19 protein-coding genes and 2 pseudogenes are annotated in these 26,399 nt (G+C 64.1%); 17 read left to right on the top strand and 4 right to left on the bottom strand.

The genetic code is table 11. The features are described from left to right. The first annotated feature begins 30 nt into the window (after positions 1 to 30). From RX327_RS28085 to RX327_RS28055, 7 genes are all read left to right on the top strand, one after another. The gene (locus tag RX327_RS28085; RefSeq protein ID WP_244482236.1) at positions 31 to 765 is read left to right on the top strand and encodes a substrate-binding domain-containing protein; all 735 of its coding nucleotides are present in this window, start codon (positions 31 to 33) and stop codon (positions 763 to 765) included. A gap of 176 nt (positions 766 to 941) precedes the next feature. Further along, positions 942 to 2,252 (top strand): ABC transporter substrate-binding protein, encoded by a 1,311-nt coding sequence (locus tag RX327_RS28080; protein WP_317247748.1) that lies wholly within the window; start codon positions 942 to 944, stop codon positions 2,250 to 2,252. Positions 2,253 to 2,274: 22 nt separating this feature from the next. After that, positions 2,275 to 3,048: an ABC transporter ATP-binding protein gene (locus tag RX327_RS28075; protein WP_317247747.1), complete on the top strand. Its 774-nt coding sequence runs from the start codon at positions 2,275 to 2,277 to the stop codon at positions 3,046 to 3,048. 4 nt (positions 3,049 to 3,052) lie between these two features. After that, positions 3,053 to 3,757, top strand: a complete 705-nt coding sequence (locus RX327_RS28070) for an ABC transporter ATP-binding protein (protein WP_317247746.1) — start codon at positions 3,053 to 3,055, stop codon at positions 3,755 to 3,757. Positions 3,758 to 3,977: 220 nt separating this feature from the next. Next, the gene (locus RX327_RS28065; RefSeq protein WP_317247745.1) at positions 3,978 to 4,859 is read left to right on the top strand and encodes a branched-chain amino acid ABC transporter permease; all 882 of its coding nucleotides are present in this window, start codon (positions 3,978 to 3,980) and stop codon (positions 4,857 to 4,859) included. After that, entirely contained in the window at positions 4,856 to 5,866 is a 1,011-nt protein-coding gene (locus RX327_RS28060) for a branched-chain amino acid ABC transporter permease (protein ID WP_317247744.1), read from the top strand. Before RX327_RS28065 ends, RX327_RS28060 begins: the two co-directional genes overlap by 4 nt. After that, positions 5,832 to 6,776, top strand: a complete 945-nt coding sequence (locus RX327_RS28055) for a polyphosphate kinase 2 family protein (RefSeq protein WP_317247743.1) — start codon at positions 5,832 to 5,834, stop codon at positions 6,774 to 6,776. Before RX327_RS28060 ends, RX327_RS28055 begins: the two co-directional genes overlap by 35 nt. 345 nt (positions 6,777 to 7,121) lie before the next feature. Here RX327_RS28055 and RX327_RS28050 read toward each other — a convergent pair whose 3' ends face one another. Further along, positions 7,122 to 7,559 carry a nuclear transport factor 2 family protein gene (locus RX327_RS28050; protein WP_028332437.1) on the bottom strand — a complete coding sequence of 146 codons (438 nt, stop codon included), beginning with the start codon at positions 7,557 to 7,559 and terminating at the stop codon, positions 7,122 to 7,124. 124 nt (positions 7,560 to 7,683) lie between these two features. On the opposite strand from RX327_RS28050, the gene RX327_RS28045 reads away from it, so the two are divergent. From RX327_RS28045 to RX327_RS28025, 5 genes are all read left to right on the top strand, one after another. Then, complete coding sequence (locus RX327_RS28045) at positions 7,684 to 8,253, top strand: bifunctional transcriptional activator/DNA repair enzyme AdaA (RefSeq protein WP_157348185.1); 570 nt, start codon at positions 7,684 to 7,686, stop codon at positions 8,251 to 8,253. A gap of 425 nt (positions 8,254 to 8,678) precedes the next feature. Beyond that, a complete protein-coding gene (locus RX327_RS28040) occupies positions 8,679 to 10,238 on the top strand; it encodes a 2-isopropylmalate synthase (protein ID WP_317247742.1) in 1,560 nt (519 codons plus the stop codon). Between the two features lie 289 nt (positions 10,239 to 10,527). Further along, positions 10,528 to 11,517, top strand: coding sequence for a LysR substrate-binding domain-containing protein (locus RX327_RS28035; protein ID WP_050385465.1), 990 nt, complete (start codon positions 10,528 to 10,530; stop codon positions 11,515 to 11,517). Positions 11,518 to 11,725: 208 nt separating this feature from the next. Beyond that, complete coding sequence (locus RX327_RS28030) at positions 11,726 to 13,339, top strand: hypothetical protein (protein ID WP_050385466.1); 1,614 nt, start codon at positions 11,726 to 11,728, stop codon at positions 13,337 to 13,339. A 279-nt stretch (positions 13,340 to 13,618) separates the two neighbouring features. Beyond that, positions 13,619 to 14,257: an HD domain-containing protein gene (locus RX327_RS28025; protein ID WP_050385504.1), complete on the top strand. Its 639-nt coding sequence runs from the start codon at positions 13,619 to 13,621 to the stop codon at positions 14,255 to 14,257. 15 nt (positions 14,258 to 14,272) lie between these two features. Here the strand turns inward: RX327_RS28025 and mobA are convergent, their stop codons facing one another. Both mobA and fdhD read right to left on the bottom strand, forming a co-directional pair. Continuing rightward, complete coding sequence (gene mobA, locus RX327_RS28020) at positions 14,273 to 14,905, bottom strand: molybdenum cofactor guanylyltransferase MobA (RefSeq protein ID WP_317247740.1); 633 nt, start codon at positions 14,903 to 14,905, stop codon at positions 14,273 to 14,275. Continuing rightward, a complete protein-coding gene (fdhD, locus tag RX327_RS28015) occupies positions 14,898 to 15,782 on the bottom strand; it encodes a formate dehydrogenase accessory sulfurtransferase FdhD (protein WP_317247739.1) in 885 nt (294 codons plus the stop codon). Before fdhD ends, mobA begins: the two co-directional genes overlap by 8 nt. 185 nt (positions 15,783 to 15,967) lie before the next feature. Here fdhD and glp point away from each other — a divergent pair, with 185 nt between their 5' ends. From glp to dapD, 4 genes and pseudogenes are all read left to right on the top strand, one after another. Continuing rightward, a complete protein-coding gene (gene glp / locus RX327_RS28010) occupies positions 15,968 to 17,221 on the top strand; it encodes a gephyrin-like molybdotransferase Glp (RefSeq protein WP_317247738.1) in 1,254 nt (417 codons plus the stop codon). Positions 17,222 to 17,428: 207 nt separating this feature from the next. After that, on the top strand, positions 17,429 to 19,141 hold the full coding sequence (locus RX327_RS28005; protein ID WP_317247737.1) for an NADH-ubiquinone oxidoreductase-F iron-sulfur binding region domain-containing protein: 1,713 nt from the start codon (positions 17,429 to 17,431) through the stop codon (positions 19,139 to 19,141). Between the two features lie 36 nt (positions 19,142 to 19,177). After that, positions 19,178 to 21,962 (top strand): annotated as a pseudogene (gene fdhF, locus RX327_RS28000) (formate dehydrogenase subunit alpha). A gap of 235 nt (positions 21,963 to 22,197) precedes the next feature. After that, positions 22,198 to 23,169: a 2,3,4,5-tetrahydropyridine-2,6-dicarboxylate N-succinyltransferase gene (gene dapD, locus RX327_RS27995; RefSeq protein WP_050385471.1), complete on the top strand. Its 972-nt coding sequence runs from the start codon at positions 22,198 to 22,200 to the stop codon at positions 23,167 to 23,169. Between the two features lie 757 nt (positions 23,170 to 23,926). Here dapD and RX327_RS27990 read toward each other — a convergent pair. Beyond that, entirely contained in the window at positions 23,927 to 24,880 is a 954-nt protein-coding gene (locus RX327_RS27990; RefSeq protein WP_317247736.1) for an MBL fold metallo-hydrolase, read from the bottom strand. 313 nt (positions 24,881 to 25,193) lie between these two features. Between RX327_RS27990 and RX327_RS27985 the strand changes: the two are divergent. Continuing rightward, a pseudogene (locus RX327_RS27985) lies at positions 25,194 to 25,546 on the top strand (DUF2200 domain-containing protein). Positions 25,547 to 26,399 lie beyond the last annotated feature (853 nt).

Here is a 26,399-nt window from a genome sequence, read left to right as displayed (position 1 = left end):
AATGACCGAGCAAGCCACCGCTGCCGCTGCATGACACCGGCAATCGCCGATGGCCCCAAAACGATCAGGGTCATCATTTCGGGTGGATTCGCCGCGGTCTACCGAGAAGTGCTGCCTGAATTCGAGCGAAGCACGGGCATCAGGGTGGAGACTGGATCCGGCGCGTCGGAGGGCACCGGTCCGAAGACGATCAGGCACCAGCTCGCGAACGGCACCGAAGCGGACGTGGTTATCCTTTCGCGTGAGGGACTTCACAAGCTCAACGAAGACGGCCAGATTCGTGCGGGATCGGAGGCCGGACTGGCGACAGCTCCGTTGGCCGCGGCGATTCGAGCAGGCTCTCGCAAGCCGGACATCGGCAATGATGCCGCGCTCAGGAAAGCCTTGATCGAGGCCGGCCAGGTGGTGGCGCCGAGCAGCACGAGCGGACAGTATGTCCGCGACAAGGTTTTCCCCAGGCTGAACTTGCCGGACACGGTCAGGCTCACCCTCGAGGCGCGCGGAACCGAGGCGGCCGAAGCGCTGAGAGCAGGCAAGGCAAATCTCTCGATCGGTCCGACCAGCGAACTGGTTCAGGAGAGCGGCATCGAAGTTGTCGGTCTGCTGCCGCCGGATCTCCAGCTGGTCCAGACCTTCACGGCCGCGATCGTCAGCGATGCGCAAGCGCCGGAAGCAGCCAAGCGCCTGATCGATTTTCTTGTCTCGGACAGCGATATTTTGCTCACGGCAATCAAACGGGCCGGCATGGAACGGCCCCGCGGATAAATTGCTGCCGCCAAGCGCACGCCGGAGCGCTGCGCGTCGGCACCGCTCCGCCGAAACTTTGCGCAAGCCTGCGCGGTGCGGACGTAGCCATCGCGCTTGACATCATCGGCCGCTCCCCCTGTGATAGGGCGGCACGACAACAAAAAATGCAGTGCACAATCTCTGGGGAGGGATTCATGCCGGTCAGGAGGGCTGCCCGCTGGCTTGCGGGTCTATCTGTCGCGCTTGCGGCGCTTGCTGTGGCCAATGCAGCGCATGCGCAGGATAAGAAGATCAAGATCGGCGTAATCTTCGATTTGACCGGCCCGCTGGCCGGCGGCGGCTCCGAGCTGCAATACACCGGCGTCAAGATCATGCTCGACCATTACGCCAAGACCGGCGTCGAGGGTTACAAGGTCGAGGCCGTATATGCCGACGCGCAGAGCAAGCCCGACATCGCTATCAACGAGGCCGTCCGGCTGCTCGAGCAGGAAAAGGTCGACATGCTGCTCGGCTTCTTTTCCTCGGCGCAGTGCGTGCCGGTGGCAGCGCGCGTCGAGCAGCTGAAGAAGTTCATGTGGATCACGACCTGCATTTCGTCCGCGGTGCTGGAGAACAAGAACTACAAATACGTGTTTCGGCCGCAGGCCTCCGGCGATCAGTTCGGTATGATGACGATGGACTTCATCGCGCAGAACACGAAGGAAAAGTTGGGCAAGGATCCGAAGGACCTGCGGGTCGCTATCATCCATGAGGACGGCGCCTACGGCGTCGACGTTGCCAAGGGCAATGAAGCCGGTGCCAAGAAGGCCGGTTTCAACATCGTGCTCAGGGAAGGCTATTCGGCCACGGCCCCGGATTTGTCTGCGCTGGTCACCAAGCTGAAGCGGGCCAAGCCGGATGTGATCTTCCACACCGGCTACAATCCCGACATCACCCTGCTGCTCCGGCAAGCCCGCGAGCAGGGATTGAGGTTCGGCGCCATCGTCGGCCATGGCGCGGGCTACGGCGTCTACGAGAAGCTGAAGGAAGGGCTCGGCACCGACGCCAACTATCTCTTCAACACCGACCCGATCTCGATCTGGCTTGCCAACCAGAAGAACATGGATCCCAAGCTGCCGCCGGTCATCAAGATGGTCGGCGAGGAGTTTGACCGGCTGAAGCCCGGCGTGCCGATCCGTTCCGCCCATGTCGGCATTGGCGCGGCCAACGCCTATGTCTTCCTCGACGACGTGCTGCCGCGAGCGATCAAGAAATATGGCGGCATAGATCCTGACTCCCTGCGCAAGGCAGCACTCGACACCGACATACCCGAAGGCGGCACCATGCTCGGCTTCGGCGTGAAGTTCTACGGCGAGGGAGAGCAGTATGCCGGGCAGAACGCGCGCTCGTTCCCGGTGGTGCTGCAATATATCGACGACAAGTCCTATGTGGTGTGGCCGAAGAGCCAGATGCAGCGCGAGACCGAGCTGCCGCTGCCGGCCGGCACCACCTACAGCTACAAATAGCTCGCTCGCGAAGGGAACTGCCGTGCTCGCCGTCGAAGGCCTGGTCAAGCGGTTTGGCGGCTTCACCGCCGTGAACAACGTGTCGTTCAAGGTCGACGAGGGCGAGATCCTCGGCCTGATCGGCCCGAACGGTTCGGGCAAGAGCACGATCTTCAACATGCTCTCCGGCACGTTGGCGCCGACATCAGGTTCGATACTTTTCGCCGGCCACGAGATCGCGGGCCTCGCGCCGCACTGGATCATCAACAGCGGCATCGGCCGCACCTTCCAGATTCCGCGCCCCTTCCGCCGCCTGACCATTTTCGAGAACGTCGCGCTCGCCGGTTTCTACGGCCAGGGCCGCCACAGCCGCGCCAGGGCGGAAGAGGCGGCCGAGCGCTCGCTCGCCATGGTCGGCCTGCCCACCGATCGCCATGCTAGCGTCGATGGCCTCGGGGCTGCCGGCCTGAAGAAGCTCGAGCTCGCCAAGGCGCTCGCCACCGCGCCGAAGCTGCTGCTCGCCGACGAGAGCCTCGGCGGTCTCGACGAGGCCGAGATGGATCAGGCGGCCGACATGCTGCGCAACATCCGCGACGAGCTCGGCATCACCATCATCTGGGTCGAGCACATCATGGGCGTGCTGATGCGGGTCGTCGATCGCGTCATGGTGCTCGATCACGGCGAGAAGATCTCGGAAGGCCTGCCGAGTGCGGTCGCCGGCGATCCGCGGGTGATCGAGGTCTATCTCGGCACCGATGCCGATGCGAGCCTCGCGGCCGCGGCCGCAGCCCAGGCGCGGCGCCGGATCGGGGCGTGAGCGCATGCTGGAATTGAAATCGATCGACGCGGGCTATGGCAGCTTCCAGGCGCTGTTCGACGTCAGCCTCGACGTCAAGGCGGGCGAGGCGGTCGGTGTGATCGGCCCGAACGGCGCCGGCAAGACCACCCTGATGCGGGTGATCTCCGGGTTGATCCGACCGATCCGGGGCACGATCGCGATGGAAGGCACCGACGTCATCGCGACGCCCCCGCATCGGATCGTCAGCCTCGGCATCGCGCATGTGCCGGAGAACCGGCGGCTGTTTCCGCAGCTCACGGTGGACGACAATCTCAAGATGGGCGCCTTCATGAAGGAGGCGCGCGGGCACTATGCCGAGCGGCTCGACGTCGTGTTCGAGCTGTTCCCGCGCCTGAAGGAGCGCCGCCACCAGATGGCGGGCACCATGTCCGGCGGCGAGCAGCAGATGTGCGCGATCGGCCGCGCGATGATGTCCAATCCGAAGCTGCTGCTGCTCGACGAGCCCTCGGCGGGGCTTGCGCCGGTCGTGGTGCAGCAGGTGTTCGAGCTGGTGAAGCGGATTCGCGCCAGCGGGCTGACCGTGCTGATCGTCGAGCAGAACGTGCAGCAGGTGCTGAAAGTGGTCGACCGGGCCTACCTGCTGGAAGCCGGCAGCATCCGCGCCGCCGGGTCAGCGGCGGAGCTCGCGGCCAGCGACACCATCAAGCAGGCGTATCTCGGGGTGTAGGGGATGATGACAACAGATCGGGCAGACGCGCTCACACACTTCCCCGTCATCCCCGGACGAACGCGTTTGCGTTCGCTCGGGACGTGCGAGCGTAGCGAGCCTCGAAGGATGAATCGGCCACAGACGGGCCGTGCATCCTTCGAGGCGCGCAAGGGCGCGCACCTCAGGATGACGGTCGAGCTAGTTCAGCTAGACCACGTCACGCTCTAAGGCAGCAGCCATGCAATCGTTCCTGGACATTTTCGACATCTACCTGCTGGAGGCCGTGATCAACGGCATCCTGCTCGGGGGGGTGCTGGCGCTGCTCGCGCTCGGCCTCAATCTGATCTTTGGCGTCATCGACGTCACGTGGATCTGCTATGCCGAGCTCGTGATGATCGGCATGTACGGCATGTACTATCTCGTGCAGTATTACGGCCTGCCGTACTGGGCCGCTGCGCCGCTCGTGATCCTGCTCGTCGCGCTGCTCGGTGGCGCGCTGCACTACCTCGTGATCGCGCCGCTGCTGACCGCGCCGCCGATCAACCAGCTGCTCGCGACCGGCGGCGTGCTGTTCGTGCTCCAGAGCTTTGCCACCGTCGCCTTCGGCATCGACTTCCGCAATCTCGGCATCCGCCTGCCGGTGCTTGCCTTCGGCGACATGAACTTCAGCTATGCACGGCTGCTATCGTTCCTGGCGGCGCTGGTTGGCATGGTCGCCGTCTATCTGTTCATGACGCGAACCTTTACCGGCACCGCGATCCGCGCCATTTCGCAGGACCGCCAGATCATGGCCTTGATGGGCGTCGACACCAGACGGATCTATCTGATCACCTCGGCGCTGGGCGGCGCGCTGGCCGGCCTCGCCGCCTGCCTCCTGGTGTTGCAATACGACGTGCATCCCTTCGTCGGCCTGTCCTTCGGGCCGATCACCTTCCTGATCTGCGTGCTCGGGGGCCTCGGCAACTTCATCGGCGGCTTCATCGCCGCCTTCGTGTTCGCCGAGATCATCTCGCTCGGCGGCCTGTTCTCCGATCTCGAATGGGGTTATGTGCTCGCCTTCGCCTTCTTCATCGTCATGATGTTCATCCGGCCCGCGGGCCTGCTTGCGAGGCGCTCGTGAACAGGCAAGCCGCCGGCTGGATCATCGCGCTGATCGCGCTGATCGCGCTGCCCTTCGTCTATCGCGATCCCTATCATCTGCACATTCTGGTGCTGATCCTGATCTGGTCGTTCGCCTACACCTCCTGGTCGATGATGGGGCGGTTCGGCCTGGTCTCGCTCGGCCATGGCGGCTTCATGGGGATCGGCGCCTATGTCACGGCGCTGCTCTGGAATCATCTCGGCCTGTCGCCCTGGATCGGCATCCCCATCAGCATGGTCGCGGCCGGCGCGCTGGCACTGATCGTCGGCTATCCCTGCTTCCGCTTCCGCATCACCGGCCACTATTTCGTGCTGGTGACGCTGGCGCTCTCCGGCATCGTGCTTCAGGTCATCACCGCAACACGCGACTACACCGGCGGCTCGCTGGGCTACACGCCGAACCGGACCTCGGGCAACAAGGGGCTGCTGGCGCTGCAATTCGACGACAAGACGACCTGGTACCTGATCGCGCTCGGGATCTGGCTCGCGGGCCTCGTGATCTGGCGCGCGATCGATCGCAGCATGATCCGCCACGCCCTGGAGGCGATCTCGGAGGACGAGGACGCCGCTGCCGCCGCCGGCGTCGATGTCACGGCGGAGAAGCTGAAGATCACGCTGCTCAGCGCGCTGATGACGGCGCTCGCCGGCGCGATCTACTGCCAGTACCAGATGTTCATCACGCCTGACACGGTCAGCGGCATCGCGGTGTCGCTCCAGATGGTGTTCGCTGCCATCGTCGGCGGCCTGTTCGTCTCGCTCGGCCCGACCGTCGGCGCCATCATCACCATTCTGCTGGCCGAAGTGCTGCGCATCTCTTTCGGCACCAAGGCGGTCGGCTGGGACAATCTGGTCTATGGCGTGCTGCTGGTACTGTTCATCATCTTCCTGCCCAAGGGCATTCTTGGTAGCGTGATCGACCGGATCAAATCGCCACGCAAGCCGTCGAGAAGCCATGAGCAACAAACCGTCCCCATCGCTCACCGATGAACTGAAGCCTTTCGTCGCGCCGTTCCGCTTCGACGGGTCGGGCGAATTTCACCTCAAATCCTATCCGACCGCCGAGAAGGGCGGCATCGACAAGGACGCCGGCGGCAAGATCATCGAGGCCAACCGCAAGCGGCTTAACGATTTCCAGGAGAAACTCTACGCCCAGGACCGCTGGTCGCTGCTGCTGATCTTCCAGGGCATGGATGCCGCCGGCAAGGATTCCGCGATCAAGAGCGTGTTCGAGGGCGTCAATCCGCAGGGTTGCGAGGTCTCTTCCTTCAAGCAGCCGTCGACCCGGGAACTCGACCACGACTTCATGTGGCGCGCGATGATCGCGCTGCCCGAGCGCGGGCGTATCGGCATCTTCAACCGCTCCCACTACGAGGAATGCCTGGTGGTGCGGGTGCATCCCGAGGTGCTCGGCAAGCAGAAGATCCCGAAGCGCCTCGTCACCAAGAATATCTGGCGCGAGCGGTTCGAGGACATCTCCGCCTTCGAGCGCTATCTCTGCCGCAACGGCACCGTGGTGCTGAAATTCTTCCTCAACGTGTCAAAGGAGGAGCAGCGCCAGCGCTTCCTCGAGCGGCTGGAGGATCCGGCCAAGCAGTGGAAGTTCTCCATGGACGACGTCGCCGAGCGCAAGCTGTGGGCCAAATATCAGGCCGCCTATCAGGACATGATCCACCACACCGCAACCAAAGAGGCGCCATGGTACGTCGTGCCTGCCGACCACAAATGGTTCGCCCGCGTCGTGATCGGCTCGGCCATCGTCAATGCGCTCGACGGGCTCGACTTGAAATTCCCCGAAGTCGACAAGGCCGACTTGAGCGAATTCAAGCGCGTCCGTGGGGCGCTGGAGGCGGAAGGCAAGGGCGGCGCAGGCGAGAAGGCCGTGGCGAAGAACAAGTAGAATGCGAAGGACTGGGGCCGCGTTTTCTCTCGCGCACGCTTGATTACGTCAGGGAAGCGCACTCGTCAGGCTCCCTCCTCCCTTGCGGGTAGGGCAATCGCATATGGCCGTTTGAGGCAATCGGAGTTCCCACAAACTCGTCATGCCCGGGCTTGTCCCGGGCATCCATGTTCTTCGTTTCCACGCAAAGACCGGGCATCCACGTCTTCGTTTCCACGCAAAGAAAAGACGTAGATGGCCGGGACAAGCCCGGCCATGACGGCGCGGAAGAATCGGTTCAATCCATATGCGATTGCCCTGCCCTTGCGGGGGAGGGTGGGGAGAAGAGTGGCCCGGGCGTGAGTGTCAATGAGAAGTTTCTCCGAACACCATCTGCCAGCCCTTGCGGGTATCCATGTATTCCCGCACCTGCTTGATGCGGCCCGCCTCGACCACGAACACGAAGCAGTAGTCATTCTCATAGCGTCGGCCGCCCGGCACCGTCGCGCGCATGCGCTCCTCGACGATCACGCTGTCGCCGTCGGCATGAACGGCGCGGAACGCGATGTCGATCTCGGAGAACAGGCGGTGCATCTCGGTCGAGATGAAGCGGGCGATCGCGTCAGCGCCGATCATGTGGTCGGCGTGATCGAGCGCGACCGCGGTGGCGTTGCCGGCGGGCGCGATCCATTCGGCATCCGGCGCGAACAGCGCGGCAATCAGCTTGGCGTCGCGGGTCCTGAACGTTTGCCAGGCGTTCAGGACAATTTGCTTGCTGGCTTCCCTGGCTGCCGGGTTGGTCATGGCGATGTCTCCGGGTTGATCGATCGGATCGATCTAGGTCAGCGCTGCGGGTCGCGCTGGCCGGAATCGGACCTCATCATCTTGGACCGCTTTCCTTGATCGCGCGACGCGCTAGTCTCCGCCCATGCTCAGCTTCGATGTCTGCAACGCTGCGCGGCTGCGGCGCGACGCGCGCTATGACGGCCGCTTCTTCACGGCGGTGAGGACCACGCGGATCTATTGCCGCCCGGTCTGCCCGGTGAAGCATCCGCTGCCGCGCAACGTCACCTATTACCCGACCGCCGCCGCAGCCGAGGCGGCGGGCTATCGGCCGTGCCTGCGCTGCCGTCCCGAAACCGCGCCGTTCTGTCCGGCCTGGAACGGCACGCGCTCCACGGTTGCGCGCGCGCTGAAGCTGATCGACGGCGGCGCGCTGGAGCGCGGTTCGGTCGCTGCACTGGCCGACCGGCTCGGCATCACCGCGCGCCACCTCGCCCGACTGTTCGAGCGCCATGTCGGCGCCAGCCCGCAACAGGTCGCGACCACGCGTCGCGTGCAGCGCGCCAAGCGCCTGATCGACACCACCGACGACGCTATGACCGAGATCGCCTTCCGCGCCGGCTTCGGCAGCGTCCGCCGTTTCAACGCCGCCTTCGCTGACCTCTACGGCCGCTCGCCGTCGAGCCTGCGCGCGTCTTCGCGCGGGCGGAGGTGAGGGGACGAGAAAGGGGTGGATCGCGCCTAGCCATGCGGCAACGATTAGGTCAACCCACCTGACCATCTTTACCCATTGCGGCAGCTTGCCATAATCGTCTAGAACGACGGCGCACAGCGCGTTCCGGCAACGAACCGTCAACGGTTTTGGCCGAGGATTTGTGGCTCAAAAGGGTCCGGCAATGCTGATTCGCGGCCAAATCGAGGGGATTTCGGGGGAGACGGCTCGGGCCGCCGCCACGATCCCGGCCGCGTTGCTGCCCACCCTCCTTCTTGGCGGCCTTCTTCTTACTTGCCCCTGAGGGCCGGCTGGGCGCCATGCGCCTGGGCGCTCAGGGGTTGGTCGAGATCACCGGACCCTGATATCGCCCAAGTAATTGCTCAAGGAGCAACATGACGGGCGCAAAGCTTAAAGGAATTTCTGACATGGCCACCCAGAACAAGTCCGACAAGGACCGCGTCATCATTTTCGACACCACGTTGCGCGACGGCGAGCAGTGCCCCGGCGCGACCATGACCTTCGAGGAGAAGCTCGAGGTCGCCGAGCTGCTGGACGACATGGGCGTCGACGTCATCGAGGCCGGCTTCCCGATCACCTCCGAAGGCGACTTCCAGGCCGTCAGCGAAATCGCTCGCCGCTCCAAGAACGCCGTGATCGCCGGCCTGTCGCGCGCCCATCCGGCCGACATCGACCGCTGCGCCGAGGCGGTGAAATTCGCCAAGCGCGGCCGGGTCCACACCGTGATCGCGACCTCGCCGCTGCATATGCGGGTGAAGCTGAACAAGACCCCGGAGCAGGTGATCGAGACCTCGGTCGCGATGGTCGCGCGCGCCCGCAACCAGATCGACGACGTCGAATGGTCGGCCGAGGACGGCACCCGCAGCGAGATGGACTTTTTGTGCCGCATCGTCGAGGCCGTGATCAAGGCCGGCGCCACCACGGTGAACATCCCCGACACCGTCGGCTACACGGTGCCGGAGGAATACACCCACTTCATGAGGACGCTGATCGAGCGCGTTCCGAACTCGGACAAGGCGGTGTTCTCCGTGCACTGCCACAACGATCTCGGCATGGCGGTCGCGAACTCGCTGGCCGGCATCGTCGGCGGCGCGCGCCAGGTCGAGTGCACCATCAACGGCATCGGCGAGCGCGCCGGCAACGCTGCGCTCGAAGAGATCGTGATGGCGATCAACGTGCGCAACGACAAATTCCCCTACTGGAACAAGATCGACACCACGCAGCTCACCCGCGCCTCGAAGCTGGTATCGGCGGCGACCTCGTTCCCGGTGCAGTACAACAAGGCCATCGTCGGCCGGAACGCGTTCGCGCATGAGAGCGGCATCCACCAGGACGGCGTGCTGAAGGATGCTTCCACCTACGAGATCATGCGGCCGGAAATGGTCGGCCTGAAGCAGTCCTCGCTGGTGCTCGGCAAGCACTCCGGCCGTCATGCCTTCGTGCACAAGCTGGAGGAGATGGGCTACAAGCTCGGCCCGAACCAGCTGGAAGATGCGTTCACGCGCATGAAGGCGCTGGCCGACCGCAAGAAGGACATCTACGACGAGGACATCGAGGCGCTGGTCGACGAGGAGATGGCGGCGTCCCACGACCGCATCAAGCTGACCTCGCTGACGGTGATCGCCGGCACCCATGGTCCGCAGCGCGCGACCATGAAGCTCGACGTCGACGGCCAGATCAAGATCGAGGAGGCCGAGGGCAACGGTCCCGTCGACGCCGTGTTCAACTGCATCAAGCGCCTGGTGCCGCACGAGGCGAAGCTGGAGCTGTATCAGGTCCACGCCGTCACCGAAGGCACCGACGCGCAGGCCGAAGTCTCGGTGCGGCTGTCGCAGGACGGCCGTTCGATGACGGCACGCGCGGCGGATCCGGATACGCTGGTGGCCTCGGCCAAGGCCTATCTCGGCGCGCTCAACAAGATCGTCATGAAGCGCCAGCGCGATGTCCCGGCCAAGGCTGCGGGCTGACCAGCGAGATCGACCGACAAAGTTGAAACGCGGCGCCTCGGCGCCGCGTTTTTGTCAGGGCCCATCCAACCCCGTCATCCCCGCGCAAAGGCTTCGCCGTTGTCGCTGGGATGACGGTGACGAACTGCGCTCGTAACAACAGCTACGGGTGACCTGTTTGGGATGAAAACCGTCCAATTCAGTCATTCTTGGAATCATTTACCAATATTCCGCTCCATCCCGCACTGCTTTGGAATCTTCCGCGCCATCTCCAGCGCTACGCTGCGTTCTTTCCCGGGGAACGCCGTCCATGCCGATCTCCTCCATCGTGACAGACCTTCCGCGCGCCGCCACGCCGGCGGAGACCGCGCTGACGCGCCGGGTCGACCTGACAACGCTTCGCCTGTTCGTCGCGGTCTGCGACGAGCAGAACCTCACCCGCGCCGCGCAGCGCGAGGGGATCGCGGCGTCGGCGGTGTCGAAGCGGATGAACGATTTCGAGCTGGCGTTCGGCGTCACGCTGTTCAAGCGGCTCGCCAAGGGCATGGCGCTGACGCCGGCCGGCGAGGCGCTGCTGCACCACGCCCGGGTGACGCTGCTCAATGTCGAGAAGATCGCGGTCGAGCTGTCGGAATATTCGCAAGGCGTGCGTGGCCATGTCCGCATGCTCGCCAACCTCTCGGCGATCGTGCAATACCTGCCCGAGGATCTCTCCGCCTTCTTCGCGGCACATGAATTGCTCCGCGTCGATCTGCAGGAGCGGCCGAGCGGGCAGGTGGTGCGCGGCATCGAGGAGGGCGCGGCCGAGATCGGCATCTGCTCGGCCGAGGCCGACAGCCGCGCGCTCGAGGCCTTCCATTATCGCTACGACAATCTGGTGGTGGTGATGCGCGCCGACCATCGGCTGGCCGGCCGCGAGACATTGCTGTTCACCGAGACGCTCGATTTCGACCATATCGGCTTGCACACCGCGAGTTCGATCTATCTGCGCTCGCAATATGCGGCGACGCAAGCCGGCAAGGCGATGCGGCTGCGCATCAATGTGCCCGGCTTCGATGCGGTCTGCCGCATGGTGCAGGCCAATATGGGGCTCGGGCTGATCCCCGACCGCGCCTTCGAGGTGGTCGGCGCCGGCATGGGCCTTCGTGCGATCCCGCTGCGCGACGATTGGGGACGGCGCGAGCTGAAGATCGTGGTCCGCGACACCGCGCATCTGTCGGCAACCAGCCGTCTGATGCTGGACTATCTGCGGGCGATCGAAACGGATCGGGTCGGCCGGGTTGGCGGACGGGCCAGCTAAGCGATCAACGCGAAGCGTTTGCGCGGCGATCATGCTCGAACCTTGAGCCAAGGCGCGATGACGATCCGACCCAATCTCATCGCCCTTGCATGCGAGCGGTGAGATTTCCGGAACGTGAACACGAGCTGCGGCAATCTGTCACACGGATGTTGCGATCGGCCCCGTATGAGGAACCCATTCCAATTTTCAAAAAATGGGGGGCCTTCGCATGTTCAAATCGCAAACAACTCCGCAAACATCTCGCCGCGTCATTGTCCGGCGCCTGATCGCGGGCACGGCGCTCTCACCGGTGCTTTTTGCGGTCCATCCGGCGTTGTCCCAGACCGCGGGCAATCCGCACGAATTGCTGGTCGGCACCGCGGTCTACGCCGGCAACGCATCGACCGTCACCGTAGGCCAGACGCTGCCGACCGGCGCGACGGCTGTGGCGGACGGCAGCTATCCGGGGGTCTTCAACAACGTGGCCGTGGATTCGAATTTCGGCGTGACCGCGCCGGTGGTGATCAAGAAATTTCATCTGGAAGGCCGCCGGCTGCGCGAATTCGGCGCGCTGATCGTCCCGGCGGACGTGGCGGTGACGAGCTTCAGCTCCAAGTCTGAACTGTCGCTGCATTTGTCGCCCGACGGCAAGGCCGTGACGTTCATGGGCTACGACGCGGCGGTGAACCAGCTGGATGTTTCCAACTCCAATTCGCCGAACCACGTCGACCCCACTAATCCGGACACCGGCGTGCATGCGCGCGTGGTCGCGGAGTTGGATTTCGACGGCTCGCTGCATCGGACCAAGGTCAACGTCTACAGCGGCGACAATGGTCGTGGCGCGATCCGCGCAAACAAGGTCAATGGCACCCAGACCGACCAGTATTTCACGGTCGGCAATGCCGGCAACGGCAGCGGCACCCAGCCCGCGCTTGTCGTCAATGACACCGGCGTTCAACTTGCGACGCCCGGTGTCGATGGTTCCGACGCCGTGGTTGGCGTGCAGCAGGGCACGCCCGGCAGCAAGAATGGCTTCCAGTTCGGCTTCTCGGTTGCCCAGCTCGGCTTTGCTGCCGACAAGTCCGGCAAGGACGATAATTTCCGCGGCCTCGCGATCTCCGGCAACACGCTTTACGTCACCAAGGGCAGCGGCAGCAACGGCATCAACACCGTCTATCAGGTCGGCCAGCCGGGCGTGTTGCCGACGAGGGGTACGGCCGCGTCGACGACGTTCAGCATTCTTCCGGGTTTCCCGAACAATCCCTCGGCGAACTCCGGCGCGAGGGGCTTCTATCCCTTCGGCATCTGGTTCGCCAATGCGACGACGCTTTATGTCGCCCAGGAAGGTGATGGCAATCTCGCCGACGCGGCCACGTCGCCGACCGCAGGCCTTCAGAAATGGATCTATGCCAACGGCAGCTGGAGCCTTGCCTACACGCTGCAACAGGGCCTGAACCTCGGCACGCTCTATCATGTCAACGGCTATCCGACTGATCCGGCAACCGGCGGCCTGCGCAACATCACCGGCCGCATCAACCGCGACGGCACCGCGACGCTTTTCGCGGTGACGTCGACCGTGGGCAACTCGGTCGAGCCCGGCGCCGATCCGAATCAAGTCGTCACCATCACGGACAGGGTCGCGGCGACGACGCTTCCGGCGAACGAAGCCTTTGACGTCGTTGTGCCGCCGGCGTTCGGCATGGTCTATCGCGGCGTGTCGTTCGCTCCCGTCAATTGCGATGGCGATCACGGCCGGATGAAGGACAACGGCCGCGGCCACGACGACGGCAACAATGCGCAGGACGACGTCTGCGGCCCGACCCGGATTGCTGCGGGGCACTGATCGCCGCGACCCGGCGGAGCCTGTGCCGGCTACTTCCGGTCAGGCTTCGGCTGGATCAGGCGAGGCACGATCGGCTGAACCCGATCGCGCCTTCCGTATTGCACCAGCCTCACGATCTCACTGCAGAATCTTCATGCAGCAGGGGCCTTCCGGTTGCCGCTTCGCGGGTTAGGTAGTGGGGTGCGATTCACTGCAGCGGAGTGCCGGCGCGCATGATCGTGACGCCATTGGCCGTCCAGTGCATGCATCCGGGACGCTACACAGGGCAGGAGTGCGATGATGGCGGACACGATTTCCGGCATTCGAATCCCGGACAGCAAGATCGCGCGGGAGGCCGCCGAGTTGGTGCGGCAATATGAGACCGAGATGTTGTTCAATCACTCGGTCCGCGTGTTTGTGTTCGGCGCGCTCAAGGGTGCCAGGCAAAATCTGAAGTTCGACGCTGAATTGCTTTATGTTGCCGCGCTGTTTCATGATCTCGGCCTCGTCGATCATTTTCATACCGAGACCAAACGGTTTGAGGTCGACGGCGCCGATGCGGCGCGCAAGTTTCTCAGGAGCCGCGGCGTCGCCGAGCCCAAAGCGGACCTGGTGTGGGAGGCGATCGCCTTGCACACCACGCCCGGCATTCCGCAATACATGCGGCCGGAAATCGCGCTCACCAATGCGGGCGTATTGGTCGATGCCGTCGGCGTCGGATACGATGACTACACGGCTGAGCAGCGCGACGGCGTCCTTGCAGCGTTGCCCCGCGGCGATTTCAAGAACGAGTTCATCGAGGTTCAGACTTGCTCGGCCCTGAAGAAGCCGCAGACCACGTTCGGTACGGTCAATTTTGACTTCGTCGCGGAGCGCGATCCCACATTTCACAGGCCGAATGCCTGCACCCGGATCCGCAATACGCCGTGGCCGAGTTGAGCCGGACGGCGGACATCAGCCGCCGTCGAGCGCCGCCAGGCGCTCGGCTTCGGAGATGTCCTCGACCGTGTTGGCATTGAAGAACGGATCGAGCGGCTCCGCCGGCCACGTCACCGTTGCGAGCGGATAGCGTGCGGTCCAGCGGTCGATCTTGCGGAGGTCCTCGACGACCAGCGCGTGGCGCAACTCCTCACGCAAGGCGACGCGCCACAGGCCGATCACCGGATGCGACTGCCCGCCGGATGAAGCGACCGCGAACTCGGCATTCTGCGCTCGACGCGCTTCTTCGAGGCGCGTGACGAGGTCGCGCGGCAGAAACGGACAGTCGCCCGCGGCGCTCAGCACCCATTTCGCATCCGGCCGATGGGCCGCAACCCAGTCGAGCGCAGCGAGGATGCCGGCGAGGGGGCCGGGAAAGCCGGGCACGTCGTCGGCGACCACTTGCAGGCCGAAGGCAGCAAAGCGTGCGGGATCGCCGTTCGCGTTGAGGATCAGCCCGCTGCACTGCGGAGCGAGACGGTCGATCACCCGCTGCAGAATGGTGCGGCCCGCGATCTTGCGCATCGGCTTGTCGCCGCCGCCCATGCGCCGTGCGAGGCCGCCGGCGAGCAGCACGCCCGGGATGTTAGTCCCCGGAATGTCAGTCATGGTCGGTCTCGCCCTTGCGCTTGTGCCTGGCCGATTCCTCCTCGACGTAAGCGAGGTTCTGGTCGTAGACGATGCGCTCCTCGCCCGCGAGCGCGATGAAGCGCTTTCCGCGGGTGCGTCCCACCAGCGTCAGCCCGACCTGCCTTGCGAGATCGACGCCCCAGGCGGTGAAGCCGGAGCGCGACACCAGAATCGGAATGCCCATGCGGACGGTCTTGATCACCATCTCCGAGGTGAGACGCCCGGTGGTGTAGAGGATCTTGTCGCCAGGCTCGACGCCGTGGCGGTACATCCAGCCCGCGATCTTGTCGACGGCGTTGTGGCGGCCGACGTCCTCGGTGTAGCAGAGTGGTTCTCCCGCCTTGCACAGCACACAGCCGTGGATCGCGCCGGCCTCGAGATAGAGCGAAGGCATGGTGTTGATGGTCTGCGTCATCTGGTAGAGCCAGGAGGTGCGCAGCTCGGCCTTCGGCAGCGCGACGCTCTCGACGGCCTCTAGCAGATCACCGAAGGCGGTTCCTTGCGCGCAGCCCGAGGTCTGCGTGCGCTTCTTCAGCTTGGCCTCGAAATTGGTGTGATGTGCGGTCCGCACCACGACCACCTGGAGGTCGTCGTCGTATTCGACCTCGGTGACCACGTCGTTGAATTTCAGCATGTTCTGGTTCAGCAGATAGCCGAGCGCCAGATATTCGGGATAGTCGCCGATCGTCATCATCGTGACGATCTCCTGCGCGTTGAGGTACAGCGTCAGCGGCCGCTCGACCGGCACCTTGATCTCGGTCCGCACGCCGGTCTGATCGACGCCGACCACGCGCTCCGTCAGGCGCGGATCGTCCGGATCAGGAACAATGACGGGAGCTGTGGTTTTCTCGGGCACTACTTGACGTCCAGATGGGTTCACATGGCAACGCAGCTAGGGATATAAGCACGTTCGGAGACTGACTGGCGACTCTCCGCCGCGTCGCGGGAACTGCCATCGATCGGTCCGGCTTTGAGGATAACGCCGCAGTTCGCGATCCGGGTCGAACAAATCTTGTCGATGGCCGAGGACCGAGGGAGATCATGGCGCAACTATCGGACGATTGCTTTGCCTTCGGCGGCCCGATGATGTCGGTCGACGAAGCCGTCGCGATCATCGCCGCGCGGGTCAAGCCTGTCGGCGAGACCGAAACCGTTGCCCTGGTGGATGCGGATGGACGCATCCTGGCCGGCGACATTGTCGCGCCGCTTGCGCTGCCGCCGTTCAAGAATTCCGCCGTCGACGGCTACGCGGTATCCGGCGCGGAGCTGCCGGCGAGCGGCGAGCGCGCGTTCCCCGTTGCCGGACGGGTGCAGGCGGGCGCGTCGGCGCAGCCGGCGCAGCCCGGACAGGCGGTGCGGATCTTCACCGGCGCGCCGATGCCCGATGGCACCGACACCGTGTTCATGCAGGAAGACGTGCGGATCGACGATGCGGGAAACGTGATCCTGCCGTCCGGCCTGAAGGCCGGCGCCAATGTGCGCCCGAGCGGCGAGGACATTCCGCGCGGCCACGTCGCGCTGGCATCGGGACGGCGGCTGCGCCCGCAGGATATCGCGGTCGCCGCCGCCTTCGGGCTCATTACGCTCGATGTGGTGCGTCGGCTTCGCGTCGGGGTGTTCTCGACCGGCGACGAACTGGCCGCGCCCGGCAGCGCGCGCACCGAAGCGCAACTGTTCGATTCCAACCGCTTCATGCTGATGGCGATGTTGCGGCGGCTCGGTTGCGAGGTCGGCGATCTCGGCATCCTGCGCGACGAGCGGGCCGAGCTCGCCGCGGCGCTCAAGCAGGCCGCGCGGCGCTACGACCTGATCCTGACCACCGGCGGGGTCTCTACCGGCGAAGAGGACCACGTCAGGGCCGGCATCGAACAGGCGGGCTCGCTGGTGCTGTGGCGGATGGCGATCAAGCCCGGCCGTCCCGTGGCGATGGGCATCATCGGCGGCACGCCGCTGATCGGATTGCCCGGCAATCCCGTCGCGAGCTTCGTGACGTTCGTCCATGTGGTGCGACCGACGGTGTTGGCGCTGTCGGGCGCTGCGCCGTCCCCCTTGCTGCCGATGCCGGTGCGGGCCGCCTTCAGCTACAAGAAGAAGAGTGGGCGGCGCGAATATGTCCGGGTCTCGCTGCGACGGGCGGCGGACGGTACGCTGGAAGCGAACAAGTTTCCTCGCGAAGGAGCTGGCCTGCTGTCGTCGCTGATCGAGACCGATGGATTGGTCGAACTCGGCGAGTCGGTGGTGCGGGTTGAACCGGGCGATGTCGTCGGCTTTCTCGGCTACGCCGACCTGCTTTGAGAGCTGAAACGCGGTCGAGACCGTGCAGCGCGACGAGCGCGTGATAGCAAAATCAGATCGCCCGATAGGCAAACATTAACAATGGCCTACGCGGCAACCCGACGCTGCTAGAGGCGTTCTAAAATTGCTTGCCTCTGGCATACCAGAGAATAGAGTTCGTCGAAGCAGCGCAATTCGCGCAAAGCGTGGTTCCCAAGGCGAGGCTTTATGAGTGGAGACGACGTTCACAAGGTTCGTGCATTCGAGCATCCCGGACAGGGCAGGAAGCGAGCGAAGGCCACGCCCAAGGGACGCCAGGTCGACCCAGTGGCCGCCCATGAGATCGAGACGCTGCTCGGCGACCGCCCGCGTCGGCGCGACCTGCTCATCGAATATCTGCACCTGATCCAGGACAGGTATCACCAGATCTCGGCCGCGCATCTGGCCGCCCTCGCCGACGAGATGAAGCTCTCCTTCGCCGAGGTGTTCGAGACCGCGACCTTCTACGCCCATTTCGACGTGGTGAAGGAGGGCGAGCAGGATATTGCGCCGCTCACCATCCGCGTCTGCGACTCCCTCACTTGCGCGATGCTCGGCGGTGAACAGCTGTTGAAGGATCTGCAGAACCGCGCCGGCCCCGGCATCCGCGTGGTGCGCGCACCGTGCGTCGGCCGCTGCGACACCGCCCCCGCCGCCGAGGTCGGCCACAACTTCGTCGATCATGCGACCGTCACCAATGTGCTGGCGGCGGCGAAGAACGGCGACACCCATGTGCACCTTCCGCCATATGTCGACTACGACACCTATGTCGCCGGCGGCGGCTACAAGCTGCTGGGCCGCGTGCGCTCGGGCGAGCTGCCGAAGGACGATCTCCTGAAGGCGCTCGACGACGCCTCGCTGCGCGGCCTCGGCGGTGCCGGCTTCCCGACGGGGCGCAAATGGCGCGCGGTGCTCGGGGAGCCCGGCCCGCGGCTGATGGCGATCAACGGCGACGAGGGCGAGCCCGGCACGTTCAAGGACCGCTATTATCTCGAGACCGATCCGCATCGTTTCATCGAGGGCATGCTGATCGGCGCGCATGTGGTGCATGCCTCCGACGTCTATATCTATCTGCGCGACGAGTATCCGGCCGCGCGCGAGATCCTCGAGCGCGAGATCGCAAAGCTGCCGCCGGGCGGCCCGACGCTGCACATGCGGCGCGGCGCCGGCGCCTATATCTGCGGCGAGGAATCTTCGCTGCTGGAGAGCATCGAAGGCAAGCGCGGCCTGCCCAGGCACAAGCCGCCTTACCCGTTCCAGGTCGGCCTGTTCGGCCTGCCGACGCTGATCAACAACATCGAGACGCTGTGGTGGGTGCGCGACATCGTCGAGAAGGGCGCCGACTGGTGGAAGGGCAACGGCCGGCACGAGCGTCACGGGCTGCGCAGCTTCTCGGTCTCGGGCCGCGTCAAGAATCCCGGCATGAAGCTGGCGCCCGCCGGCATCACCGTGCGCGAGCTGATCGACGAATATTGCGGCGGCATGGCCGATGGCCATCAGTTCTACGCTTATCTGCCGGGCGGCGCGTCCGGCGGCATCCTGCCGGCGTCGATGGACGACATTCCGCTCGATTTCGGCACGCTGGAGAAATACGGCTGCTTCATCGGATCGGCCGCCGTGGTCGTGCTCTCGCAGGTCGATGACGTCAGGGACGCCGCGCTGAACCTGATGAAGTTCTTCGAGGACGAGAGCTGCGGCCAGTGCACGCCGTGCCGGGTCGGAACCCAGAAGGCAGCGCTGCTGATGCAACAGCCAGTCTGGAACCGGGCCTTGCTGGACGAATTGAGCCAGGCGATGCGCGATGCCTCGATCTGCGGGCTCGGACAGGCGGCATCGAATCCGCTGTCCTCCGTGATCAAATATTTCCCTGACGGCTTTCGTCCGCAGCAAGCCGCCGAGTAGGCGAGGCCGAGCAGACGAATTTCGACGAGGATTTGAATGAGCAACAATCAGAACTCAGGCCTGACGATTCCGTTCGAGCTCGACGGCAAGCAGGTCGAGGCCAATCCCGGCGAGACGATCTGGCAAGTCGCAAAGCGCCAGGGACGAGAGATTCCGCATCTGTGCTATTCGCCGGCACCGGACTATCGCCCCGACGGCAATTGCCGCGCCTGCATGGTCGAGATCGAGGGCGAGCGTGTGCTGGCGGCGTCCTGCAAGCGCACCCCATCGGTCGGCATGAAGGTGAAAACCGAGTCCGCGCGCGCGGTGTCGGCGCAAAAGATGGTGATGGAGCTGCTGGTCGCCGACCAGCCGGCGCGCGAGACCAGCCACGATCCGGATTCGAAGTTCTGGCACTGGGCCGAGACGACGGGCGTGACCGAGAGCCGCTTTCCCGCCGCCGAGCGCTGGGCGACCGACGCCAGCCATCCGGCGATGCGCGTCAATCTCGACGCCTGCATCCAGTGCGGCCTATGCGTGCGTGCCTGCCGCGAGGTTCAGGTCAACGACGTCATCGGCATGGCCTATCGCAATCACGATTCCAAGATCGTGTTCGACTTCGACGATCCCATGGGCGAGTCCACTTGCGTTGCCTGCGGCGAATGCGTGCAGGCCTGCCCGACCGGCGCCTTGATGCCGGCCGTGATGCTGGACGAGAAGCAGACCCGCGTGACCTATGCCGACAGGAAGGTCGACTCGCTCTGCCCGTTCTGCGGCGTCGGCTGCCAGGTGACCTATGAGGTCAAGGACGAGAAGGTGATCTATGCGGAAGGCCGCGACGGCCCCGCCAATCACAACCGTCTTTGCGTCAAGGGCCGCTTCGGCTTCGACTACATCCACCATCCGCATCGCCTGACCAGGCCGCTGGTGCGGTTGCCGAACGAAGAAAGATGCCAACGACCAGGTCGATCCGGCCAACCCCTTCACTCATTTCCGCGAGGCGAGCTGGGAGGAAGCGCTCGACATCGCGGCCAGGGGGCTCGTCAAGATCCGCGACGAGAAGGGCGTGAAGGCGCTGGCCGGCTTCGGCTCGGCCAAGGGTTCGAACGAAGAGGCCTATCTGTTCCAGAAGCTGGTGCGCACCGGCTTCGGTTCGAACAACGTGGATCATTGCACCCGGCTGTGCCACGCCTCGTCCGTGGCGGCGCTGTTCGAAGGCCTGAGCTCGGGCGCGGTTTCGGCGCCGTTCTCGGCCGCGGCCGACGCCGAAGTGATCTGGGTGATCGGCGCCAATCCGACCGTCAACCATCCGGTCGCCGCCACCTACATCAAGAACGCCGCCAAGCGCGGCGCCAAGCTCTATGTGATGGACCCGCGCCGGCAGACGCTGTCGCGCCACGCCACCAAGCACCTGCAATTCAAGCCGGGCAGCGACGTCGCGATGCTGAACGCGATGATCCACACGATCATCACCGAAGGCCTGACCGACGAGCAGTACATCGCCGGCTACACCGAGGGGTTCGAGGAGCTCAAGGAGAAGATCGAGGAGTTCACGCCGGAGAAGATGGAGCCGATCTGCGGCATCCCGGCGCAGACGCTGCGCGAGGTGGCGCGAACCTATGCGCGGGCGAAATCGTCGATCATCTTCTGGGGCATGGGCATCAGCCAGCATGTGCACGGCACCGACAACGCGCGCTGCCTGATTGCGCTCGCGCTGATCACCGGCCAGGTCGGCCGTCCCGGCACCGGCCTGCATCCGCTGCGCGGCCAGAACAACGTGCAGGGCGCCTCCGACGCCGGCCTGATTCCGATGTTCCTGCCGGACTATCAGCCGGTCGGGCGCGACGACATGCGCGGCGCTTTCGAAAAGCTCTGGCAGCAGGATCTCGATCCCGTCCGCGGCCTGACCGTGGTCGAGATCATGAACGCGATCCATGCCGGCGAGATCAAGGGCATGTATATCGAGGGCGAGAACCCCGCGATGTCCGATCCCGACCTCCAGCATGCCCGTCAGGCGCTGGTCATGCTCGATCATCTCGTGGTGCAGGATCTCTTCGTCACCGAGACCGCGTTCCACGCCGACGTCATCCTGCCGGCCTCGGCCTTCGCCGAGAAGGAGGGTTCGTTCACCAACACCGACCGCCGCGTCCAGCTCGCGCGCCAGGTGATCAAGCCGCCCGGCGATGCGCGGCAGGATCTCTGGATCATCCAGGAGATCGGCAAGCGCATGGACCTGCCGTGGAATTATGCCGGCGCCGGCGACGTCTTCGCCGAGATGGCGCAGCTGATGCCCTCGCTGAAGAACATCACCTGGGAGCGGCTGCTGCGTGAAGGCGCGGTGACCTATCCGGTCGACGCTCCGGACCAGCCCGGCAACGAGATCATCTTCACCACGGGCTTCCCGACCGCGAGCGGCCGCGGCAAGATCGTGCCGGCCAAGGTGATCCCGCCGGACGAGTTGCCTGACGCCGAATACCCGATGGTGCTCTCGACCGGCCGCGTGCTGGAGCACTGGCACACCGGCTCGATGACGCGCCGTGCGCAGGTGCTCGACCAGATCGAGCCGGAGGCGGTGGCCTTCATGTCGCCGAAGGACATGCGCAGGAAGCAGCTCGCGCCGGGCGATTTCATTCGCCTGGAGACCCGCCGCGGCGCCGTCGAGGTCAAGGTCCGATCCGACCGCGACGTGCCGGAGAACATGGTGTTCATGCCGTTCTGCTATGCGGAAGCGGCGGCGAACCTGTTGACCAACCCGGCGCTCGATCCGTTCGGCAAGATCCCGGAGTTCAAGTTCTGCGCGGTCAGAGCCGAGAAGATCGATATCCGGACCGCTGCGGAGTAGCGGTCCTGGGACGAAGCGTTGAGGACGAGCCGGCCGCGCCGGCTACTCGCTCGCCCGACACGGCACCGCAAGCACCGTCGATCGACGTCCGCTCAGAGCATAAGAGCGGGTGTCGCTGCGGTGGGCCCATGTTGCCCTTTGCCCCAAAGCGGACGGGTTTGAGAGTCCGGAAGTTGCCAATTCTACGAGAACTCGCGTATGCATGACATGCAGGATCGCAGTGTGAGAAATTCAAATGACGATGGAGCTGAGGGGCGCGAGAGGCGAGGGATTTGCGACAATTGCCGCTGATGGTCGCGTGCTGGATTCCTGGTTTCTTCGGCTACACCTGGTCGCGGAGGCCGACAAGACGGCAACGGTGCGGCTGGCAAGCGACGAGATCATCAGATCGTTGGGAGAGTCGGCGGACGGATATGCACGACACGACGACATTCGCAGTGTCGACATCGTTCCAATCCGTACAGAAATTGGCTCCCTTGCATCTGCGCCGACTGACGTGCACGACGCGTATCTTCGACTCCATCTGCTGAGCCACCGGCTCGTCCAGCCGAATTGCCTGAACCTCGAGGGAGTTTTCGGTCTTTTACCTAACGTTGCCTGGACGACCCTCGGTCCCTGTGAGTGCTCTCGTGTACCGGACGCGCGAATGGAAGCACGAAAGCATGGCCTCGCGTTCGAGGTGACAGGCGTGGATAAGTTTCCGCGCATGACTGATTATGTGACGCCTGCAGACGTGAGAATTGCAGATGCGGATCGCGTAAGGCTCGGAGCCCATTTGGCTCCGGGCACGACCGTCATGCATGAAGGCTTTTGCAATTTTAACGCAGGCACGCTCGGTCCCTGCATGGTCGAAGGCCGGATCAGCGCCGGCGTCGTTGTGGGAAGCGGCAGCGACGTTGGCGGCGGAGCCTCGATCATGGGTACTCTGTCCGGAGGAGGGAAAGAGAGGATTACAGTTGGCGAGCGCTGCCTGATCGGAGCCAATGCCGGTATCGGCATTTCATTGGGTGACGATTGTATCGTCGAAGCGGGCTGTTATGTCACGGCAGGCGCGCGCATCCTTTTGGAAGATGGCCGAGTGCTGAAAGCCAAAGAACTCTCGGGCCAGAAGGGCCTTCTTTTTCGTCGGAATTCCCAGAGCGGTGCTCTTGAGGCAACCAGACGCACGCCAAATTGGGACGGCCTCAACGCGCAACTTCACGGCTAAAGCATGATCCGGAAAAGTGCGAAGCGGTTTTCCGAAAAGATCATGCTCAAACAAAGAGCTAAGGCGCGATGACAATTCAACCTAATCTCATCGCGCTCTAGTCCCCGTCCGTCAGGGGACGATCGCCACTCGGAATGCGATCTGTTTGGCGTGATCGCTGTTCACCACCAGTATGGCCACCGCCACCCCTCATAGAGGCGCCACAACAACACCACGGGTGGGCCGTATGGATCGACCCGGTCGTCTTCAGGGCGATAACGATATCGTGGAACAATATAATAATCCCACGGAGTTGGCCTTATTACGGGCGTCGGGATAATAACCCTCCTTGGTTCATGAACGACTTGTGCCTTCCGCGCCCGGGCTTCAGCACCGGACGTCCCGAGGTTGCACAGCACGAGGGCCGCTCCGAGAGCGCACGCGACGGTCATTATCTTCATGCATCGGCCTCCTTGCCTGAGAGTGCAAAAGGACTCAAGGCAAGGCAAGCTAATTCGCTCTCGGCTGGCTTGAATGACCGCTTATGGCCCGTAGCTGACCTTTGCTCAGAAGGCTGCAATGCCCGCTTTCGGGAACGAAGCCGTCCAAGCGGCCACCGCGGCTCGGCCGCTGCCTTGCTGCACCCGCGGCAACCCATCCGAACGATCGGCCCGTGACCGGGATATGCTCGGATCGCGATTCATCTCGCGGAAGCCGGGGCGCGCACCCATGATCGATAGGAGTACGCGCCCCGGTTCGGCTCTAACTCGACAGGGTCTCAATAGTCCCAGGACACGGGCACCCAGCGGAAAGCGTCGCCGGCAACAGCGACATGACCAACGGACGGGAACGGCATATGCGTGGCCACCAGCAGTTCGCGGTTCACCGCAAGCTCCCGCAAAAGGTTGATCCGGACGCGGGCGGCTTCCTCGGGGTCGTGCTCGAAGCCGTTGTGCCAATCCGGGTGCTCGAACCCGACCGTGAACACGAGGTCACCGGCGAATGTCAGCCGGTCGCCGCCGGATGCCACGCGAACCACGCTATGTCCGGGAGTGTGGCCACCGGTGCGGCGGACTACGACGCCCGGCGCAACTTCGTGCTCATCTTCGAACGTCCGCAGCTGGTTGTGGTACTCGTTTGCGAACCGCTTGGCGGTGGCCCGAAGCGCGTCCGGGAATCCCGGCGGCATGGAGACGCGGGAGAAATCGGGCGCCTCCCAGAACTTGACCTCGGCGGCCGCCACATGGATCCGCAGGTCCGGACGCAGCCGGTCCTTCACGCCCTCGACGAGCAGCCCGCCAACGTGGTCCATGTGCATGTGGGTCAGCACCACGTCGGTCACGGATGCCAGATCGATGCCGGCGGCCTCCAGTCGCTTGACCGTCTGCCCGGCTCGCGGCAGGTGCAGGTCCGGGTCCAATCCGAGCCCGGCGTCGATCAGAATGGTCTGCCCGCCGCTTCGCACCACGACCACGTTCAGCGCCCAGTCGAACGCGTCCGGCGGCAGGAACATGTCGTCCAGCCAGGCCGCGCGGACGGCCGGGTCGGCATTGTGCGCCAACATCTTGGCGGGTAGCGGCAGCACGCCGTCGCTGACCACCAGCACGTCGATGTCGCCGACCTTCAGCGCGTAGCGCGACGGTACCAATTCGTCGGGCCCGGGCTGACCGGCGTGCGATGCGTTGTCGCGGTTCATGCTTGTCTCCTGAGTATTGCGGATCATCTGGTTCATCGTTGAAAACTCCTGCGTTCGATCCTGATGTTCGATCCCGGCGGGCCGCACCTTGTTTCCGCCCGTGGATTGGACATGGTGATGATCTAGCGGATCAGGTGTGGCGCTGCCCCAGAGCGGTTGCCGTCGCTGTAGAGCGATTGCTGCCAACGCATGCGCGCCGCCGCACGCGAGCGCCGGGGACGAAACGGGAGGCAGCAGGCCATCGCCATGCCCCTAGCCACATGCGACACTTCGGATTGGCGAAGCCGGTTCAACCCAGGACTAATATTTCCTCGTCGAGACCCCGGAATACGAACGTTCGGAGCAATTCATGGCCAAGCATCGGATCTATGCAACGAGCTTCGCAAGCGTCTACCCGCTCTATGTCGCGAAAGCGGAAGAAGGGACGCACCAAAGCGGAGGTTGATCAGGTGATCTCCTGGTTGACCGGCTACGGTCCGAAGGAGCTGGAAGCTCAGTTGGAAAAACAAACCGACTTCGAAACGTTCTTCGCAAAGGCGCCTGAAATGAATCCTTCGCGGGCCTTGATCAAGGGCGTGGTGTGCGGTGTCAGGGGTTGAGGAAATCAAAGAGCCGACCATGCGGGAAATTCGCTACCTGGATAAACTGATCGATGAGCTGGCGCGTGGAAAGGCCATGGATAAAATCCTGCGGAAGGAATGACGCCTGATCGACCGGATCCTGTCCGCGCGGCGAGACGACACTGGACTCTGATGCGTCGCCCGCAATGACGAAAGGACCGGTGAGGGCCGCTACCACTGAGTTGCCCGACGGCGCAAGCCTCCGCAGCAAAATATTTCGCTTTATCAGAAGCGCGGCTCGGTGTATGGTTTGTCCGTCTCACCCGATAGAGGGGCGCTTCGCGGTCGTCACGAACGTGGGTCGAGATGCGGTGGACGCCGATTGCGCAACTGACGAGTGCGCATGAAGCGGACGGTGAAGTCGTGTGGTCCTGACGCCCTAGCGGCAGGTGTCTCGTCGCAAAATGCGAATGCGCTTTGCGAAGGCGGTGACAAACAAGCCCAGTCTCGCCGGGGAGAGCACGAAATAAGCCGTAGCCCATCGCGCAGGGAAAGCCGGGTTGTTTCCGGTTACACCTGTGGTCCTACCCCAGAGCTTTCTACCCATTGCTCGGGGCCCATGGGTGCGATCGGCACCCGGCTTTCCCTGCGCCCTCTGCAAGCAAGAGGGCGAGACGAAAAGCAAAGCTCGGACGATTCATGTCGCGAGAATGCAAAGCTATGAGCACTGACAGCGCAACACACTCAGTGTCGTCCCGGCGAAGGCCGGGACCCATAACCACAAATGGGAATTGTCTTGCGCGACGTCGGAACCACGAGTCCCATTCACAACACCCGCTGCGGAGTATGGGTCCCGGCCTTCGCCGGGACGACAGCGGAGGACGCACCCCCCTCGGCACAAGCACGGGCGTCTCTGGAAAACCGGATCACCCGCATGCGCATGCGCGGGTGATGACACCGCGCTGTTTGACAGCTTGAATCGAGAACCATCCCCA

The organism is Bradyrhizobium sp. BEA-2-5 (assembly GCF_032918025.1).
GTDB classification, from domain to species: Bacteria; Pseudomonadota; Alphaproteobacteria; order Rhizobiales; family Xanthobacteraceae; genus Bradyrhizobium; species Bradyrhizobium pachyrhizi.
Note: the sequence above shows the minus strand (reverse complement) of the source record. Positions and strands in the feature narration are given on the sequence as shown.